Genomic DNA, 17,906 nt, shown 5'->3' on the forward strand with positions numbered 1-17,906 from the left:
GTGCAGAATATTTCCGTGACAAAAACAATAAAAGCGAATAATTTTGCATAAACCATTCGGAATATTGATTGAATGACACCTCGACAAGTCCGTAGCCTGCTCACGGTGGTGGAACTGGGCAGTGTGCAAGCCGCCGCCCGTCATTTGCATCTCGCGCCATCCAGCGTTTCAGCCCAATTGCGCGAACTGTCGGCGGAACTGGGTGTCACTCTGTTTGAGCCGGTTGGGCGTGGCGTCTTACCCAGTGCGGCAACCCGTGCTTTGATCGAGCCGTTGCGGCAATGGTTGCAACTGAACGACGATATTCAGCATCAGGCGCAGCACTTAGCGCAACGCACGGGAGGGCCACTGCGCATTTTTGCCCCCAGTTCCATGTGCATCTATCGGCTGCCTGCTTATATTCAAGCGTTACAGACCAGCCATCCCGGCATCGAAGTGCTGCTCACGCATGAACCGTTCGACTACGACACGGCCTTCCAGCGCGGTGAATTGGATGCAGCGGTGCTGGTGGCACAGCAACAGCGTGAGGACCTGTGTTATCAGCACATTGCTGACGAAGAGGTCATTTTCTTCTGCCATCCAACGCGTTTTCGGCCCGGAACCTGGGCCTTAGCAGAGGTGTTGGCGGAGCCGCTGATAAGCACGGAACAGGGTTGTACCTACCGGGTAACGGTTGAAGCGCATTGTCGGCAACAGGGGCTGGCCTTGGTGCCGCGGCAAGCGTTTTCAAACGTTGAAGTGGTGCGCCGCTGTGTGCTTACGGACCTCGGCATTGGTTTGCTGCCGCGCTGCGTAATTGCCGAAGACTTAGCTAGCCAGCAGTTGTGCGAACTGGATGTGGCGGATACACCGTTTCACTTCTTCTCGGCGCTGGCGTACCCGAAAGCGCGTACGCCGTCGCCGAATTTGTTGGCGTTGTGGGAAGTGATTGCAGGTTCGGGGGGTTAATAAGCGACGCCAATGCAGGCTTATAGAGGTTTTTGGCCACCACGGCGTTCGGCACTTTTCACCAGCAACGTTAGGGTGCGATTGATCGGAACATCCATGCCATGTTTTGCAGCCCGGCGCACAATTTCACCGTTTAAATAGTCGATTTCGGTGCGCTTGCCTTGCATCAGGTCCTGTGCGGTGGAAGAAAACTGACCGGGCATGGCGACCATGATGCTGCGAATGGTCTCGAATACGCTGTCTGGCACCGTGACGCCTTCGGCCTGCGCCACGCTGATTGCCTCGCGGGCGACGTCTTCCATCAGTTGCGGTATGCCATCCTGTGCCACCATTTCTCCATAGGGCAACCCGGTGATGGCTGACAGAGGATTAATGGCACAGTTAATGACCAATTTGGTCCACAGTGCCCCCATTACATCGTCGGACACCTGTGTTTGAATGCCTGCCGCGTTGAGTACCGTGGCGATCTCGGCAGCATGCTGGCCGGAAAGTGCTAAATCCCCCCTTCCTTCATGGCGCACCACGCCGACACCGTTCATGCGGCTGGCGACATATACCGCCACGGGCATGACCGGACGGGCCAGAATTTTGGTCAGCGTTGCGGCGTTGGAAATTCCATTTTGTAGGCTGAGTACGTGGCTATGTGCGCTGAGATGCGGCGCGATCTCTCGTGAGGCCTGCTCGGTATCACCGGATTTCACACACACCAAGACCCAGTCGGCACCAGCAACTGCCGCCGGGTCCGTCGTGGCTTCAACCTGCGCCACTATGCGTTGGCCTGCTTTTTCCAGTATTAAGCCCTGTGCCCTAACTGCCTCCACAAAGGCTGGTCGCCCGATCAGCAACATCTGATGACCGGCCAGCGCTAACATGGCACCGTAATAACAACCGACGGCACCGGCTCCTACGAGGGCGATTTTCATAATCTACTCGTCTGCAAAAAACTGTTCAGGGTTCAGCATAGCGAAAATGCCGAGTCACTTCCTGCTCAATCAACCGCATCATGGTGTTCTGCATCTGCGTGGCAGGGCGGCGGGCGCTGGTGGCGAGGAAGAGTTTAATGTGCAGTTCCGGTTCAACAATGGGGTGAATGGTAAAGCAATGCGAAGCCCCAAGGCTGTTGACCGCATTACGCGACAACACGGCAGAACCCGCGCCATCCGCCACCAAATCCAGAATAGCCCCAATACTGTCGATCTCTAACACAATGTTCGGTCGCCGTTTAATGTTCGCCAATTCACTTTCAATAAACCGCCGAATGGCGTTGTGTGGGCTGGGTGTGATCAGTGGCGTGTCGGCCAAGCGGGCTAGGGTGACAGGGTTTCCGGTCGTTAAGTCGGCTTGCAGCGCGGCCGATTTCACCAAAAAAAGCGCCTGTTCACCCAACGGACTTAAATCAATGTCGGGCAATGGGGTGGGGTTGTACAGCAGGGCAATGTCGAGCCGACCGGCAATCACTGCGTCCACCATGGCCGTGGATAAGCCTTCGCTAACCGCTAAGGTGGCCTCTGGCATTATCTCCTTAAACGCGCGCACCAAGGGCACCGCCATGGTTTTGGATAAGCTGGGTGGCAAGCCCACAGCAATGCGCCCGGTTAACCCGCCGCGCAACATCGACAAGTCTTCGCGGGCGCGCTCAACTTGATACAGAATGCCACGCCCGTGCTCCAGTAACCGTTGACCGGCGTCCGTCAGCGTGACGCCACGTCCGTTGCGAATCAGCAGCGGTTGGCGTAATTCCACTTCCAATAATCGTACTTGGCGGCTTAATGCGGGCTGCGCTATATCAAGATCGATGGCGGCCCGAGTGAAGCTGCCTAATTCGGCAACGCGAACGAAATAATGGATTTGTTTGAGGTCCATGGGAAGGAACCCATCCTGTGTGTTGTCAAGTATCGCAAACTGTTATAGCTGATAGAGCGACATAACGGTAGCGAAGGTAGTGCGATCGGAGAACAATAATGTCATGTATAACCTTGGATGCGGACGCAAGCGCACGCTTTCCTCATGATAAACAGGAGCTTTTGCATGATAATCGATTGTCATGGTCACTACACGACCGCCCCACAAGCACTGGAAGATTGGCGTAACGCTCAGGTGGCTGCCTTGGGCAAGCCCGGCTCCGGTCCTAAGCCGTCTGATTTGAACATCAGCGACGACGAATTGCGTGAGTCTGTGGAAACCAATCAGCTCAAACTGATGAACGAGCGCGGTCTGGACATGACGATCTTCTCGCCGCGCGCCAGTTTTATGGCGCACCACATTGGCGATTTTGAAACCAGCTCGACGTGGGCATCCATTTGTAACGAACTGTGCTACCGCGTATCGCAGTTATTTCCCGACCGTTTTATCGGCGCTGCCATGTTGCCGCAGTCGCCGGGTGTTGACCCGAAAAGCTGTATCCCAGAAATGGAACGTTGCATCAACGAGTATGGTTTTGTCGGCATTAACCTGAACCCGGACCCTTCGGGCGGGCATTGGAAAGAACCGCCATTGACCGACCGCCATTGGTACCCGATTTATGAAAAAATGGTGGAGTTGGACATCCCGGCGATGATTCACGTCAGCACCAGTTGCAACGCCTGTTTCCACACCACAGGCGCGCATTATTTGAATGCCGACACCACCGCGTTCATGCAGTTATTGCAAGGTGATTTGTTCAAAGACTTCCCCGAATTGCGTTTCATCATTCCGCACGGCGGCGGCGCAGTGCCTTACCACTGGGGTCGTTTCCGTGGCTTGGCCGACATGATGAAAAAACCGATGTTGGATCAGCACCTGATGAACAACATCTATTTCGACACCTGCGTGTATCACCAGCCCGGTATCGACCTGCTGACGGAAGTGATCGACACCAAGAACGTGCTGTTTGCCTCCGAGATGATCGGTGCCGTGCGCGGAATCGACCCGCAAACCGGCCACTATTTCGACGACACTAAGCGTTACATCGAAGCCGCTGATTTGACCGACGACCAGCGTTACCAGATCTACGAAGGCAACGCGCGCCGCGTGTTCCCGCGTTTGGACGCCAAACTGAAGCAACAAGGCCGGTGAGCGAGGAGACGACATCATGACCTTTGAAGTAACGCCCGGCTGGCTGAATTGGTATGAAGGCCCCGCGAAACCTCGATTTAAAGTACCCGAAGGGGCGGTGGATGCACATTGCCACGTGTTTGGTCCCGGCCATCAGTTCCCGTTTGCCCCCGAACGCAAATACACGCCATGCGATGCGTCGAAAGACCAACTGTTCGCCCTACGGGACCATCTGGGCTTTGCGCGCAACGTAGTGGTGCAGGCCACCTGTCACGGCGCAGACAACAGCGCCATGGTCGATGCCTTGCAACATTCCAAAGGCATGGCACGCGGTATCGCCACCGTGAAACGCAGCATCTCAGACGCGGAACTCCATGCGTTGGACGCCGCCGAGGTGCGCGGCGTACGCTTTAACTTCGTGAAGCGGCTGGTGGACTTCACGCCGAAAGAGGAGTTGATGGAGATTGCCCAACGCATCGCGCCCTTGGGCTGGCACATCGTCATCTACTTTGAAGCGGTCGACCTGCCAGAGCTTTGGGATTTCTTCACTGCCCTACCGACCACCGTGGTGGTCGATCATATGGGGCGGCCGGATGTTACGAAGCCGGTGGACGGTGAAGAGTTCCAGCGGTTTGTCCGTTTGATGGACGAGCACGAGAATATTTGGTCGAAAGTAAGCTGCCCCGAGCGCTTGAGCATCAGTGGACCGAAAGCTTTGAATGGCGAACAGCAGGCATACCAAGACGTGGTGCCGTTCGCTAAGTATTTGGTTGAGCGTTTCCCTGATCGCGTGTTGTGGGGCACGGACTGGCCGCACCCGAACCTGAAAGACCATATGCCGGACGATGGCTTGCTGGTGGACTTTATTCCCCAGATCGCGCCAACGGTCGAATTGCAGCACAAATTATTGGTCGACAACCCCATGCGGTTATATTGGCCGGAAGAGGTGAAGTGATGAGTAATGCTAAGAACAGCGCCTATAACGATGCCTTTAAAGACATACCGGGCACCGTTATTTTTGACGCGACCCAATCGCGCCTCGGCTTCCATCTTAATCAGTTCTGCATGACGCTGATGAAAGACGCTGCGCGGCAAGAGTTTCGCGCCGACGAGGCGGCGTATCTGAAGAAGTTTCCCATGACCGAAGAGCAACGCCAAGCCGTGCTCGACCGGGACTACAATCGCATGATTGCCCTCGGCGGTAACATCTACTTTTTGGCGAAGATCGGTGCTACCGATGGTCTGTCGTTTCAGAAACTGGCCTCGACGATGACTGGCGTCAGCGAAGAAGAATACCGCGCCATGATGGTGGCCGGTGGACGTTCACCCGATGGCAACCGCAGTAAATCGGAGCAGCAATAATGGCTAAAATTACCGCCGGGGTAGCTACCTCACACGTACCGGCCATTGGGGCCGCGCTCGATCTGGGCAAAACCCAGGAAGACTACTGGAAACCCATTTTTGACGGGTATGAGTTTTCGAAAGAGTGGATCAAGAACGAAAAACCAGATGTGATTATTCTGGTTTACAACGACCACGCTTCCGCGTTCTCGTTGGACCTAATCCCGACTTTCGCCATTGGCTGTGCCGAAGAATTCCAACCCGCCGATGAAGGCTGGGGCCCACGTCCCGTGCCAACGGTTAAGGGGCATTCCGAATTGGCGTGGCATATCGCCCAGTCGGCCATTCTGGACGAGTTCGACATGACCATTGTGAACAACATGGACGTCGATCACGGCCTGACTGTTCCCTTGTCCTTGATGTTTGGTCAGCCCGAAGAATGGCCCTGCAAGATCATCCCCCTGGCCGTGAACGTAGTGCAATACCCACCACCAACCGGCAACCGGTGCTACAACTTAGGTAAAGCAATCCGCAAAGCAGTGGAATCCTTCGACGCCGACCTGAACGTGCAGATCTGGGGCACCGGCGGCATGTCGCACCAGTTGCAAGGTCCGCGTGCCGGGTTGATCAACAAAGAATTCGACACCGCCTTTTTGGATGGCCTAACGAAAGACCCGCAAGGCTTGGCGAAAATGCCGCACATTGATTATGTGCGCGAAGCGGGCTCGGAAGGCATTGAAATGGTCATGTGGTTGATCATGCGCGGCGCGTTGAATGATGACATCGACGAACGCTATCGCTTCTACCATGTGCCAGCGTCCAACTGCGCGGTGGGACATATTATTTTAGAAAACAAGTAAGCGAGAGACATCGCAACTAGGCCAGCAAAGCCGACGCTGAAGAAAGTTTCAGTGTCGGCTTTTTTGTTGTTTTTTGGCTCGATTTATCCTCCTGCGTCCCAATAATGTATATACTTTTGGGCAAACACTGACCGCATGAGTAAACCCTTGGCTGCCCCACGCTATCAAGTTATCAAACAATACCTACTCGATCGCATTGAGTCCGGCGAATATGCGCCGCACCACCAAATTCCGCCGGAAGAACAATTGGCGAAGCAATTTGACGTCAGCCGGATGACCGCCAACAAAGCCATTCGAGACTTAGTGCAAGAAGGCCGACTGACTCGCCAAGCGGGTTTGGGTACTTTTGTGACCGACCAAAAAGCCGAGTCGCCATTGTTGGAAGTAACCAATATTGCAGAAGAAGTGCGCCAACGGCAGCACGTTTACAGCAATCAGGTGTTGGTATGCGAAGCCATTTCGGCAGACGACGAAACGGCATTGCGCTTGAGTGTTCGCCTTGGCGCAGAGGTATTCCACACCATCTTGCTACATGAAGAGAACGGCGTACCGGTGCAGTTGGAAGAGCGCTACGTCAACCCACGATGGGTGCCGAATTATTTATCCACCGACTTCTCAAAACACACCCCCAACGAAGTGCTGGTATCCAGTTGCCCCATCACCGACTTAGAACACATCGTCGAAGCCGTATTGCCTGATAGGCGTGCCGCCGAATGGCTGGGCATAGCACCGCAAGAGCCCTGCCTTCAAATGACGCGCCGTACGTGGTCGGGCGACCACTTGATCAGTTATGCGCGGCTGCTGCATCCAGGTTCACGCTATAAACTGCGCTCTGCCGTGCGGCGAGGGTGAGACTGATGCGCCCAAGCCAATATACCCAGCTATGTTCTATCGCACACCGGATCACCCATGATGCGGGTGACGCGGAAGACGTCGTACAAGAGGCTTTTCTAGCGGCTTTCCTTACTGGCCTTACGGATTTTGAAGCCGTTGAAACCAGAAACTGGCTGGTCGGCACGGTAAAGAACAAAGCGCGTATGGCACGGCGTGGCACCGTTCGCAGAGAGGGCCGTGAAAGCCAATGGCTGATGACACAAGCAGACGCCTTTACCGATGAATACCATGAGCTTGCTGAGCTACTAGAAACTCTGACTCCGCCACTCAAGGCCGTCGCCGCTTTGGCTTTATCCGGTCACAATCGGCGGGAAATAGCTTACTTATTGAACCTTACCGATGCCGCGCTTCGCCAGCGTATCCTTGCGCTAAAACGCCACATATTGGCAGAAGGCATAGCCATGCCTGCCGAATTGCCAGGTCTAGTATTAGGTGTAGCCTACGGCCGCCTCCGTGGCGCTTTGTTGTCTAAACTGTTTCAACGGGGCGGAGTTCTGGCCAGTCATGATCCTGATGGACATCTTTTTGTTATTAGTGGCTCACAAAAGGGAACTCGGCGGCAACTAGAAGGTGAATAAACCATAGAGGAGTAACCTATGAGCTTCAAACCCAAGAGTGCCAGCATCGTTTATTACGTCAGCGATATTCTGCGCACGGAAAAATTCTACAACGAAACCTTTGATCTTGGCCTTGAGCGTATGGAGGGCGCCGAGCCCTTCTGGCTGCAAGGGCATTTGGAGAGTGGCCTCGACCTGATCTTCTTCGAGATGGAAGGCGTGCGCGGTGATACGCCCGCCATCGTGTTTGAAGTCGATGACGGCGGAATCGACGACATTGTTGCCGAACTGGCGGCGGCCGGTGTTACCATCGTGACCCCGGTGTCAGAGGCGCCTGGCGGTTGGAGCGCAGATTTCCTAGACCCGGATGGTTTCGGCCTCGGACTGTGGCAGTCGGGTGAACTGCCGCGTTCGCTGAAGTCCTAAATTTTGTGGGAACAACAGGGAACCTATCGAGATAGGTTTCCTGTCATGCCGCTTGCTCAGCTCTTATCTTCCCAGCAAGTACGGCCGGAGCAATCAGCCGATGCATGGGTTTGACCGGCAGCATATAAATGCGCCCAAGCCTATTTTTGACGTGTATAACCGTCGTAACAGTAATGGTGACGTGCTTCCCATCGGGACTCTCGCTACGATGGATGCTGAGGACAACATCTAAGTGTTTGTCTTTGTCACCAATCAGGGCTTCATCAAACCTGCTTTCAAAAACGGTAAAAATACCCACGCGACTGCCCGGCTCGAAGTCTGAGGCTGGTTTGTCAGCTGCTACCCCAGACAAGGTGCCAAGATTCTTTAGGCCAACAAGCCCGCCTAAACGATTGCGCAGGATCATGCAGGCATCAATCCAACGCGGTGTTTGCTTCGCGGCAACAATAAAATGATCAAGCGCTGAAAGCGTCACATCTGTAGACCTAATACTCCATGCGTCATAAAAGCTTGCGCCGTCTAAGAGCTCGGCAATGCGGCTATTCGCTGGAACTTCGGTTTCAGTCGGGTGGTTTTTCATAATTTACTCTGGAAAATGAATGAGCAATGAAACGCATTCGAGAGCGGAAAAGTGGCAGGTTCTTAATCTGCGACTGTTAAGCGCATGCGCATTATGCACCGCTAGTAGAAAAAACTGCCATGTAATTTTAGGCCACCGACCAAAACGAACTCCCTATAAATGTGACTACCGTAACCTTGACTTTTGCTCTTGGATGATCAATTGTATATACAAATGATTAGACCCTTGAGAGCGCCGATGCCAACCACCACCAATCCACTACGTCTTTGGACGGACCTCACCCTTTTCGATGGGGTGCAGATTCACACCCAGTCGATGGCAGTCGTGGTGGAAGGAGAGCGCATTGTCTGGGTAGGGCCAAAGACAGAGTTGTCAGCCTCTCAACTTGCCAGCGCTGATCTGATGGGTACGGGAGGTGTGATGACGCCAGGCTTGATCGACTGCCACACGCATTTGGTGTTCGGCGGTGACCGTGCGGATGAGTTTGCGCAGCGCTTGGAAGGCGTAAGTTATGCCGAAATCGCCGCGCAAGGTGGCGGTATTCTCAGTACCGTGAAAGCCACGCGTGCCGCCAGCGAAGAAGAATTGTTCACCAGTGCGCAAGCACGCTTAGAAGCCCTGATGGCCGACGGTGTGACCATGGTGGAAATCAAATCCGGTTATGGTTTAACCATGGCCGACGAATTGAAGATGCTGCGCGTGGCGCGGCGTTTGGGCGAACAAAACCCGGTTCACATACGCACGACGCTATTGGGTGCACATGCTTTGCCTCCTGAATACGCCGGTCAACCCGACGCCTACATAGACTTAATTTGCGAACAGATGATACCGCAAGCCGCCGCCGAAGGTCTGGCCGACGCGGTGGATGTGTTTTGTGAAGGCATTGGTTTTTCGGTAGCGCAATGCGAGCGTGTGTTTCAGGCCGCGCAACGTCATGGCTTGGCCGTAAAAGCGCATGCCGAGCAGTTGTCGAATCTGGGTGGGTCGGCGTTGGCGGCGCGCTATCAGGCGCTGTCGGTTGACCATATTGAATGGCTCGATGAAGCTGGCGTTAGCGCAATGGCGCAGGCTGGCACGGTGGCGACCTTGTTGCCGGGTGCGTTTTATACATTGCGTGATACGCAGGTGCCGCCCATTGATCTGTTGCGTCAATACGGTGTGCCGCTGGCGTTGGCGACCGATGGCAACCCCGGCTCCTCGCCGATTTTTCAGCTGACGCTTATGCTGAATATGGCCTGCACCCTGTTTCGTTTAACACCCTTGGAGGCCTTACAGGGTGTAACGAAAAACGCCGCCAAGGCATTGGGCTTGGCGGAACAGGCGGGTGTTATTGCACCCGGTCGGCACGCCGATTTTTGTCTCTGGCGCGCGCGCAATCCCTACGAATTGGTCAGCACCGTACAACCCGGCCGGTTGCAACAACGGGTATTTCGTGGAGCAGTGACCCATGGTTAAAAGACAACATAAAGCGATCAGCGTGTCGGTAGACCGTGGGCCGCTCATGAACCTTTGGCGCGGCCGCATAGATGCTGAGCCGAACAGCGAGCGGTGGCATCAAGTCGTTCAGCCTTTACAAGCGGACAGCGAACCGGGTATCGCCGTGATTGGTTTCGCCAGTGACGTCGGGGTAAAGCGCAATCAGGGCCGCATCGGCGCGCAGGAAGGCCCGGAAGTGCTGCGCAAGGTACTGGGCAATTTGCCCGTGCATCATGCCAGCCCGGTGTATGAAGTGGGCGATGTGGAATGCCTGAATGAAGACCTCGACAGCGCGCAACGTCGTCTGGCCCATACCATCGCTTGTACCTTACAGAACGGCCATTTTCCCATCGTGTTGGGTGGTGGTCATGAAGTCGCGTTTGGCTCATGGCTGGGGTTAGCGCAGTTTTTGAGCGACATGGAAGGCCCTGGCGCCACGCCACGCATTGGCATCATTAATTTCGATGCCCATTTTGATCTTCGGTCATTTGACGTGCAGGCATCGTCGGGCACGCCCTTTCTGCAAATTGCCACACAGTGCAAAGAACACGGGTGGCCGTTTCAATACGCGTGTTTGGGCGTGTCACGCGCCGCCAATACACGGGCATTGTTTGAGCGGGCGGCTGACTTAAATGTGTGGGTTCGTGAAGACCACGTTATGACGGTGACCCAGTTGCCAGAGATCACCCAGCAGTTGGATGCCTTTATGGCGAATTGCGACCACCTGTATTTGACCATTGATCTGGATGCCTTTCCCGCCAGCGTCGCCCCCGGTGTCAGTGCGCCCGCACCACGCGGCATTGGCTTGGATGTGGTGGAGCCGTTGATTGGGCGCATCCGTGACAGCGGCAAGCTCCGCCTGCTCGATGTGGCGGAATTGAACCCGCATTTTGATGTGGACTACCACACCGCCCGCGTTGCTGCGCGCTTGATTCATTGGGCTACCTTGAACCAGTAAGAGGCCAGCCCTCTGGCCGAATGTTCGCGCAGGGGGCTGCGCTCCTACGCCAAAGGTATGATCCACCGTTTAACGATTCATGCAACAACAATAATGAGCAAGAGGACCCTATTATGACTGACCCCAGACACGATGCCACCCGCCGCATCACTGCGCCGACCGGCAGTACATTGACCTGCAAAAACTGGCTCACCGAAGCTCCGCTGCGTATGTTGATGAACAACCTCGACCCCGCCGTCGCCGAGCGCCCGGAAGACTTGGTGGTGTATGGCGGCATAGGCCGTGCGGCCCGCAATTGGGCGTGTTACGACAAAATTGTCGAAGTGCTACAGCGTTTGGAAGACGAAGAAACTCTGCTGATTCAGTCGGGCAAACCGGTTGGCGTGTTCAAAACCCACGCCGACGCGCCGCGCGTGCTGTTGGCGAATTCCAATCTTGTACCGCATTGGGCGACCTGGGAGCACTTCAACGAACTCGACCGCAAAGGTTTGATGATGTATGGCCAGATGACGGCCGGTTCGTGGATCTACATTGGCTCGCAAGGCATTGTGCAAGGCACCTATGAAACCTTCGTTGAAGCCGGGCGGCAGCATTATGGTGGCGACCTAAGAGGTCGTTGGGTGCTCACGGCGGGCCTCGGTGGCATGGGCGGCGCGCAACCGCTAGCCGCTACCATGGCCGGTGCCTGTTCTTTAAACATTGAATGCCAGCAAAGCCGCATCGACTTCCGTTTGCGCACGCGCTATTTGGATGAACAAGCCACGGATTTGGACGACGCCTTGGCGCGTATCAAACGTCATACCGGAGCCGGTCACGCGGTATCCATTGGGCTGTGCGCGAACGCCGCTGATGTGCTGCCCGAACTGGTTCGGCGTGGTGTGCGCCCCGATATGGTGACGGACCAAACCAGCGCGCATGATCCGCTGCACGGCTATTTACCGGCGGGCTGGACGTGGGATGACTATGTAGAACGCGGTAAAACGGAGCCAGACGCGGTCGTTAAAGCCGCAAAACAGTCGATGGCTGTGCACGTCCAAGCCATGCTGGCGTTTCAGCAACAAGGCATTCCAACGTTCGACTACGGCAATAATATTCGTCAAATGGCGCAAGACGAAGGTGTGGCAAATGCCTTCGATTTCCCCGGTTTCGTACCGGCCTATATTCGTCCGTTGTTTTGCCAGGGTATTGGCCCGTTTCGCTGGGCGGCATTATCGGGTGACCCGGAAGACATCTACAAGACCGACGCCAAGGTGAAGGCGCTGTTGCCCGACAATCACCATTTGCATCAATGGCTCGACATGGCGCGCGAACGCATCAGCTTTCAAGGCTTGCCAGCTCGCATATGCTGGGTGGGTTTAAAAGACCGTGTGCGTTTGGGTCAGGCGTTCAATGAAATGGTAAAAAACGGCGAATTGAAAGCGCCGGTGGTGATTGGCCGTGATCATCTGGATTCCGGTTCGGTGGCCAGCCCAAACCGCGAAACCGAAAGCATGTTGGACGGCTCCGATGCCGTGTCCGACTGGCCACTATTGAACGCGCTGTTGAATACTGCGGGTGGTGCGACCTGGGTGTCATTGCACCATGGTGGCGGTGTCGGCATGGGCTTTTCGCAGCATTCAGGGGTGGTGATTGTGGCCGACGGCACCGACGCAGCACACGCCCGCTTGGGCCGCGTGTTGCGCAATGACCCCGGCACTGGTGTCATGCGCCATGCCGATGCCGGTTATGACATCGCCATCGACTGCGCGCATGACAATGGACTTGATCTGCCCATGTTGTCTACAGGAGAAACGAAGTGATGACTCACTTACAGATTCAACCGGGTGCGATGACCTTGGCGCAACTGCGCAGCGTATGGCAAGCACCGGTCATGATCACCCTGCCCGACAGCGCCAATGCCGCCATTGCGGCCTCGGTGGATTGCGTTAATGCCGTGGTCGCCGAAGACCGCACCGTCTATGGTATCAACACCGGCTTTGGCCTGTTGGCGCAAACGCGCATCAAACACGAAGATTTGGAAAACTTGCAACGCTCGTTGGTGTTGTCGCATGCGACGGGTGTGGGTGCGTACATCGACGACGCGCTGGTGCGTTTGATCATGGTGTTGAAGGTCAACAGCCTGGCGCGGGGCTATTCCGGTATTCGGCGCACGGTGTTGGATGCCTTGATGACCTTGATCAACAAAGAAATCTACCCGGCCATTCCCTTAAAAGGTTCGGTCGGTGCATCGGGTGACCTCGCGCCCTTAGCGCACATGAGCGCCGTATTGTTGGGTGAGGGTCAGGCTCGTTACCGTGGCGAGTGGCTCAGTGCCGCCGACGCGCTAAAGGTTGCTGGGTTGCAACCACTGGCACTGGCCCCGAAAGAAGGCCTGGCGCTGCTCAACGGTACCCAGGTGTCCACCGCGTATGCCTTGCAAGGCTTGTTTCAAGCGGAAGACCTTTATGCTGCCGCGACGGTGTGTGGTGCTTTGACGGTCGAAGCCACGCTCAGTTCGCGCAGTCCGTTCGATGCTCGTATTCACGCCATTCGCGGCCAACAAGGCCAAATCGATGCCGCTGCTGCCTATCGCGCGTTGCTGGGCGATGGCAGTGACGTCAGTGCCACGCACGTTGCCTGTGGTAAGGTGCAAGACCCGTATTCTCTGCGTTGTCAGCCGCAAGTCATGGGTGCGTGTTTAACCCAAATGCGCCAAGCGGCCGAGGTGTTGGCAGTGGAAGCCAACGCGGTATCCGATAATCCCTTGGTGTTTGCCGACAGTGGCGATGTGATATCGGGTGGGAATTTTCACGCCGAACCGGTGGCCATGGCGGCGGATAATCTGGCGCTGGCGATCGCTGAAATCGGCAGCTTGGCCGAGCGGCGTATTTCGCTGATGATGGACACGCACATGTCGCAATTACCCCCGTTCTTGGTGCAAAACGGCGGGGTGAATTCCGGGTTTATGATTGCGCAGGTCACCGCTGCGGCGCTGGCGAGCGAAAACAAAGCGCTGGCCCATCCGCACAGTGTTGACAGTCTGCCGACGTCGGCCAATCAGGAAGATCACGTCTCTATGGCCCCGGCTGCCGGCAAGCGCTTATGGGAAATGGCCGAGAACACACGCAACGTTGTTGCCATCGAATGGCTGGCCGCGTGCCAGGGTTTGGACTTGCGGGGTGAGCTGAAAACCACGCCAGCCTTGGAACAAGCGCGAGCGCTGTTGCGCGAAAAAGTCGACTATTACGACAAAGATCGGTTCTTTGCGCCGGACATGCACGCGGCGTATGAGTTGCTCAAGGCTCGGGTTTTGAGTGGGCTAATTCCAGCAGGGGTGTTGCCAAGCCAAGCGCAGTAGAGGGTTAGGCGGCCGGTTTCTTCCATTGTTGATGGAAGTCTGGCATCGGAATGGGTTTGCTGTAGAGATAGCCTTGCATGCAAACCCCTTCGTATTGGCGCAGCCAATCGGCCTGATCCAATTCTTCCACCCCTTCGGCCACGGTTTTGAGATTCAACGTTTGCGCAATCGCCATGATACAGGCCACTAACGCGGCATCTTGATTGTCGTGCGTGATGTCGTTGATGAAGGACTTATCAATCTTCACCGTGTCCACAGGCAATTGCTTCAAGTAACTTAATGAGCTGTAACCCGTACCGAAGTCGTCCAGCGCAAAGGTAATGCCCAAGGTTTTCAATTGCCGCATAATTTCAATGGCGTCGGCAATGCTTTGTATCGCCACACCTTCGGTGATCTCAAACTCCAATCGCTGACCTGTCAGACCATAACGCAGTAGGGTGGCTTTCACGTTTTCAACATAATCCGGGTGAAACAATTCGCGTGCGCTGACGTTAATGGATATGCGCAGATTGTCGGGCAATTGGTGGTCAATATTGTCGGCGGCGAGGTACTGGCATACGCGGTCGATCACCAATTGCCCCACATCATTGATCATGTTGGAATTTTCCAAGAAGGTCATGAAATGGATGGGGGTCAGCAGGCCTTTGGTCGGGTGTTGCCAACGCAGCAAGGCTTCGGCGCTGACCAATGAACCATCTAACTGGCTAACGATGGGTTGTAAATAGACTTCGAACTGGTCTTCCAGCAGGGCCTGACGTAAATCATGCTCCAATTGCACCAAGCGGGTGGCTTCGGTGGCCATAGACGGGTGAAACAATTCATGGCGGTGTTTGCCGTTGCGTTTGGCCTGATACATGGCGGTGTCGGCGTAGCGCAGCATTTCTTCCACGGTCTCGTCTTTGGTGGAGTAAATGGCAATGCCGATGCTGGCCGACATGCGGAATTCATGTTCACCGATGCGAATGGGGGCGTTGATGCGCACATTGAGCGCTTCGGCTAGATAAGCAGCTTTGCTTTCCGCATCCACCAATTGTCCGGACAGCTCGGGTAGGCTCAAAACAAATTCGTCACCCCCGACGCGCGCGAGGGTATCGGTACGACGCATTTGGACTTTCATGCGCTCGCTCATGGCCACCAACAATTGATCGCCAATGCTGTGTCCCATGGTATCGTTGATGCGCTTGAAATCGTCAATGTCGACGAACATCACCGCGCCATAGAGGCCGTTACGTTGGGCGCGGCGGATATCCATTTCCAAGCGGTCCAGGATCAAGTTCCGGTTGGGTAAATCGGTCAGCGTGTCGTAATAGGCTAGGTGTTCAACGTGCGCTTCGGCCGCTACGCGATCGGTGATGTCGCCCGCAATGGACAGTACGCAAGCCGTGCCGGAAAAGGAGAATGGGATACGGGTGACTTGAACAATCCGCTCGACGTGATAGATATCGGTTAAGGTCGCGTTGTCGTGGTTGATGCGCTCACCATGATCCAGAACCCGTATAACTTCATCGGCAATGCGGTCAGCCTCTAAGGGATTAAGGCTGTATTGCAGATCAACATAATTTTTGCCCAGCAAGGTGTCGATGTCTGTGCCGTAAAATTCGGCCATGCGCTGGTTAGCAAACACAATCTCTTGATGTTTGTTCAATACAAAAACCAGATTGGGGCTGGAGTCGACCACCACGCGCAATTGTAACTCGCTGGCTTTGAGTTTGACCTGTGAACAATCCACCTGCTCGATAAAATGATTGGTGGAGTCGACAATAAAGCCCAGCTCATCCCGTTCATGCCCCAATGGATGACGGATACCGCGTTGCCCCAGTTTGTACTGGCCGATTGAACCGATTTGCTGTGCAATGGCGGTTAGTGGGTTGGTCAGTAGCCGGTTGAATAAGAGTAAGAGAATTAAGGCGAGAAATATGTTGCTGATTAACCCGGACAGGAATATGTAAAGTGCCCGTCCATAAAACGGCGCCATCGCCATGTCATTGTCTAAGGCGAGTATCAAGGTGCCTTCGGTGTTGCCGTTGTCCGGATTCACCAAAGGGTATTGGTATTCTTTGGATAGACCGCCTAAAAACCACTGCGTAAAAGGGGCTGTTTGCGAGGATTGTATGGGCACCGAATAGGCGGCGAGCACATTCTGTCGGTCATCCAGAATGCGTACTTGGTGCAGGAAACGATAGTTACTTAAACCACGGATAACTTCTTCGGCGAGTACATTGTCCAGCAGATATACGGCGCGTTGGGCAGAGCTGCCACTGACCAGGGCAATTTCATCAAGCTGGGACTGGAATTGGCGGACTTGCGTGCGCGCATCAATCATGACTTGCAGTGCAGCGCCTAAAAGCCCAATCAACAGCGCAACCAGCACTACATTGCGGGCCAGCCGAACCGAGATCCGTTGGAAAAAATCGACGCTCATCCTGTACGCCTGCTGGTTACTTCTGAGCCAAGTCGTGTCATCACAGGGTCGCTGTTGAGTCGCCGTTGGTGGATGGTAGTTGTTTTAAGCCAAGCAGTGCACACATTACACCTCGCTACCTGAAAACTGTCAACGAGTATCCCCACAAGTTTTTTTATAAAACGCTACTGGAAAGACATAACCGTGTTACAAAAAAGGTAGCTTCCTGAGTTGTATGCCTAAAGTTTAGCGGGCTTGAGCCGATAGAGTTAAGCTGCAGTCGTTTTTATTGGCGGCAGAGCTGATCTACTGCTAAAAATAAAACTCAGGGTATTGACTAGGTGGCAGAAATGAAGCGTACAGTTTTACTCGGTCTGATGTTCTGTTGTGGCGTTATCGCCCAAGCGGAACCTCTGAAAGTCTATGGTTATGACTTGGATTTCCGACTGCAGCCCAATGGAGATGGGCACTACCATGCGTTTATACAAGCTCTGCAAGCGCGTGGTGTCGAGATTGATTTAACCGTGGTTTCCTTAGTGCGGGGATTGCGCAACATGGAAGAAGACCCTACCGCCTGTAACTTTCCCGCCACCATCAATGCTGTGATTCGTTCCTATCCACAATTTTCCAATATTCCCTTGGTCACGGGCGACCCCGTAGATGCGATCAGCTTACGAGTTTTGACCCGGCAGGAAGACCCTCTGGTTACCGATTTACAACAATTGAGTGGTCGGCGTGTGGCCCTATGGAATGGTTTAGATCCCAGTGCTTTTCTGGGCGATGTCGATGCGGTAGTGGAGCAAACACCGAACGAAAGTGTGCGCGTACGCATGTTGGACGCGCGGCGCTTGGATGTGATCATTGGGTTTGTACCCGATGTTTTGTTGGTTGCCGAGGCTTTGAACTTGCCGACGCCGCATTATGCGGAAGAACTGGCATTGTATCGTGATGAAGGGGCATCGATTGTGTGCCGTGTAACACCTGAAAATGAACAAGCGTTAATGCATTTCAATGAGGTGTTGGCTGAAATGAAACGCAGTGGTGAGCTGCGTGACATTCTAGGGCCCTTTGCAGATATTGTAGACTGATGGGTTG

The 17,906-nt window shown here is 54.8% G+C and carries 17 protein-coding genes; 13 read left to right on the forward strand and 4 right to left on the reverse strand.

Annotated elements, in window-relative coordinates; all coding sequences use genetic code 11:
* The first annotated feature begins 72 nt into the window (after nt 1–72).
* Complete coding sequence (locus tag ACFOSD_RS06215; RefSeq protein WP_380692545.1) at nt 73–948, forward strand: LysR family transcriptional regulator; 876 nt, start codon at nt 73–75, stop codon at nt 946–948.
* 20 nt (nt 949–968) lie between these two features.
* On the opposite strand, the gene ACFOSD_RS06220 is transcribed toward ACFOSD_RS06215, so the two are convergent.
* Entirely contained in the window at nt 969–1,871 is a 903-nt protein-coding gene (locus ACFOSD_RS06220) for a ketopantoate reductase family protein (protein ID WP_380692544.1), read from the reverse strand.
* Between the two features lie 25 nt (nt 1,872–1,896).
* Nucleotides 1,897–2,811 carry a LysR substrate-binding domain-containing protein gene (locus tag ACFOSD_RS06225; RefSeq protein WP_380692542.1) on the reverse strand — a complete coding sequence of 305 codons (915 nt, stop codon included), beginning with the start codon at nt 2,809–2,811 and terminating at the stop codon, nt 1,897–1,899.
* Nucleotides 2,812–2,976: 165 nt separating this feature from the next.
* Here ACFOSD_RS06225 and ACFOSD_RS06230 point away from each other — a divergent pair, with 165 nt between their 5' ends.
* The 7 genes from ACFOSD_RS06230 to ACFOSD_RS06260 all read left to right on the forward strand — a co-directional run bounded on the left by ACFOSD_RS06230 (nt 2,977) and on the right by ACFOSD_RS06260 (nt 8,059).
* A complete protein-coding gene (locus ACFOSD_RS06230) occupies nt 2,977–4,002 on the forward strand; it encodes an amidohydrolase family protein (RefSeq protein ID WP_380692540.1) in 1,026 nt (341 codons plus the stop codon).
* 16 nt (nt 4,003–4,018) lie between these two features.
* Nucleotides 4,019–4,936 (forward strand): amidohydrolase family protein, encoded by a 918-nt coding sequence (locus ACFOSD_RS06235; RefSeq protein ID WP_380692539.1) that lies wholly within the window; start codon nt 4,019–4,021, stop codon nt 4,934–4,936.
* Nucleotides 4,936–5,343: a protocatechuate 4,5-dioxygenase subunit alpha gene (gene ligA / locus ACFOSD_RS06240; RefSeq protein ID WP_380692538.1), complete on the forward strand. Its 408-nt coding sequence runs from the start codon at nt 4,936–4,938 to the stop codon at nt 5,341–5,343. The genes ACFOSD_RS06235 and ligA overlap by 1 nt, the downstream gene beginning before the upstream one ends.
* On the forward strand, nt 5,343–6,182 hold the full coding sequence (locus ACFOSD_RS06245) for a class III extradiol dioxygenase subunit beta (RefSeq protein WP_380692537.1): 840 nt from the start codon (nt 5,343–5,345) through the stop codon (nt 6,180–6,182). The genes ligA and ACFOSD_RS06245 overlap by 1 nt, the downstream gene beginning before the upstream one ends.
* A gap of 135 nt (nt 6,183–6,317) precedes the next feature.
* On the forward strand, nt 6,318–7,034 hold the full coding sequence (hutC, locus tag ACFOSD_RS06250) for a histidine utilization repressor (RefSeq protein ID WP_380692536.1): 717 nt from the start codon (nt 6,318–6,320) through the stop codon (nt 7,032–7,034).
* A gap of 5 nt (nt 7,035–7,039) precedes the next feature.
* Nucleotides 7,040–7,654, forward strand: a complete 615-nt coding sequence (locus tag ACFOSD_RS06255; RefSeq protein WP_380692535.1) for an RNA polymerase sigma factor — start codon at nt 7,040–7,042, stop codon at nt 7,652–7,654.
* An 18-nt stretch (nt 7,655–7,672) separates the two neighbouring features.
* Nucleotides 7,673–8,059, forward strand: a complete 387-nt coding sequence (locus tag ACFOSD_RS06260) for a VOC family protein (RefSeq protein WP_304995818.1) — start codon at nt 7,673–7,675, stop codon at nt 8,057–8,059.
* 43 nt (nt 8,060–8,102) lie between these two features.
* Here the strand turns inward: ACFOSD_RS06260 and ACFOSD_RS06265 are convergent, their stop codons facing one another.
* Complete coding sequence (locus ACFOSD_RS06265) at nt 8,103–8,639, reverse strand: DUF2867 domain-containing protein (protein WP_380692533.1); 537 nt, start codon at nt 8,637–8,639, stop codon at nt 8,103–8,105.
* A gap of 237 nt (nt 8,640–8,876) precedes the next feature.
* Here ACFOSD_RS06265 and hutI point away from each other — a divergent pair, with 237 nt between their 5' ends.
* The 4 genes from hutI to hutH all read left to right on the forward strand — a co-directional run bounded on the left by hutI (nt 8,877) and on the right by hutH (nt 14,410).
* The gene (gene hutI, locus ACFOSD_RS06270; protein ID WP_380692532.1) at nt 8,877–10,094 is read left to right on the forward strand and encodes an imidazolonepropionase; all 1,218 of its coding nucleotides are present in this window, start codon (nt 8,877–8,879) and stop codon (nt 10,092–10,094) included.
* Entirely contained in the window at nt 10,087–11,073 is a 987-nt protein-coding gene (gene hutG / locus ACFOSD_RS06275; RefSeq protein WP_380692531.1) for a formimidoylglutamase, read from the forward strand. The genes hutI and hutG overlap by 8 nt, the downstream gene beginning before the upstream one ends.
* A 113-nt stretch (nt 11,074–11,186) precedes the next feature.
* The gene (gene hutU, locus ACFOSD_RS06280; protein ID WP_380692530.1) at nt 11,187–12,872 is read left to right on the forward strand and encodes a urocanate hydratase; all 1,686 of its coding nucleotides are present in this window, start codon (nt 11,187–11,189) and stop codon (nt 12,870–12,872) included.
* On the forward strand, nt 12,872–14,410 hold the full coding sequence (gene hutH / locus ACFOSD_RS06285; protein ID WP_380692529.1) for a histidine ammonia-lyase: 1,539 nt from the start codon (nt 12,872–12,874) through the stop codon (nt 14,408–14,410). Before hutU ends, hutH begins: the two co-directional genes overlap by 1 nt.
* A 4-nt stretch (nt 14,411–14,414) precedes the next feature.
* Here the strand turns inward: hutH and ACFOSD_RS06290 are convergent, their stop codons facing one another.
* A complete protein-coding gene (locus ACFOSD_RS06290) occupies nt 14,415–16,832 on the reverse strand; it encodes a putative bifunctional diguanylate cyclase/phosphodiesterase (RefSeq protein WP_380692528.1) in 2,418 nt (805 codons plus the stop codon).
* 329 nt (nt 16,833–17,161) lie between these two features.
* Here ACFOSD_RS06290 and ACFOSD_RS06295 point away from each other — a divergent pair, with 329 nt between their 5' ends.
* Nucleotides 17,162–17,899 carry a hypothetical protein gene (locus ACFOSD_RS06295; RefSeq protein WP_380692527.1) on the forward strand — a complete coding sequence of 246 codons (738 nt, stop codon included), beginning with the start codon at nt 17,162–17,164 and terminating at the stop codon, nt 17,897–17,899.
* Nucleotides 17,900–17,906 lie beyond the last annotated feature (7 nt).

Source organism: Salinispirillum marinum (genome assembly GCF_042650105.1).
Taxonomy (GTDB): Bacteria; Pseudomonadota; Gammaproteobacteria; order Pseudomonadales; family Natronospirillaceae; genus Salinispirillum; species Salinispirillum marinum.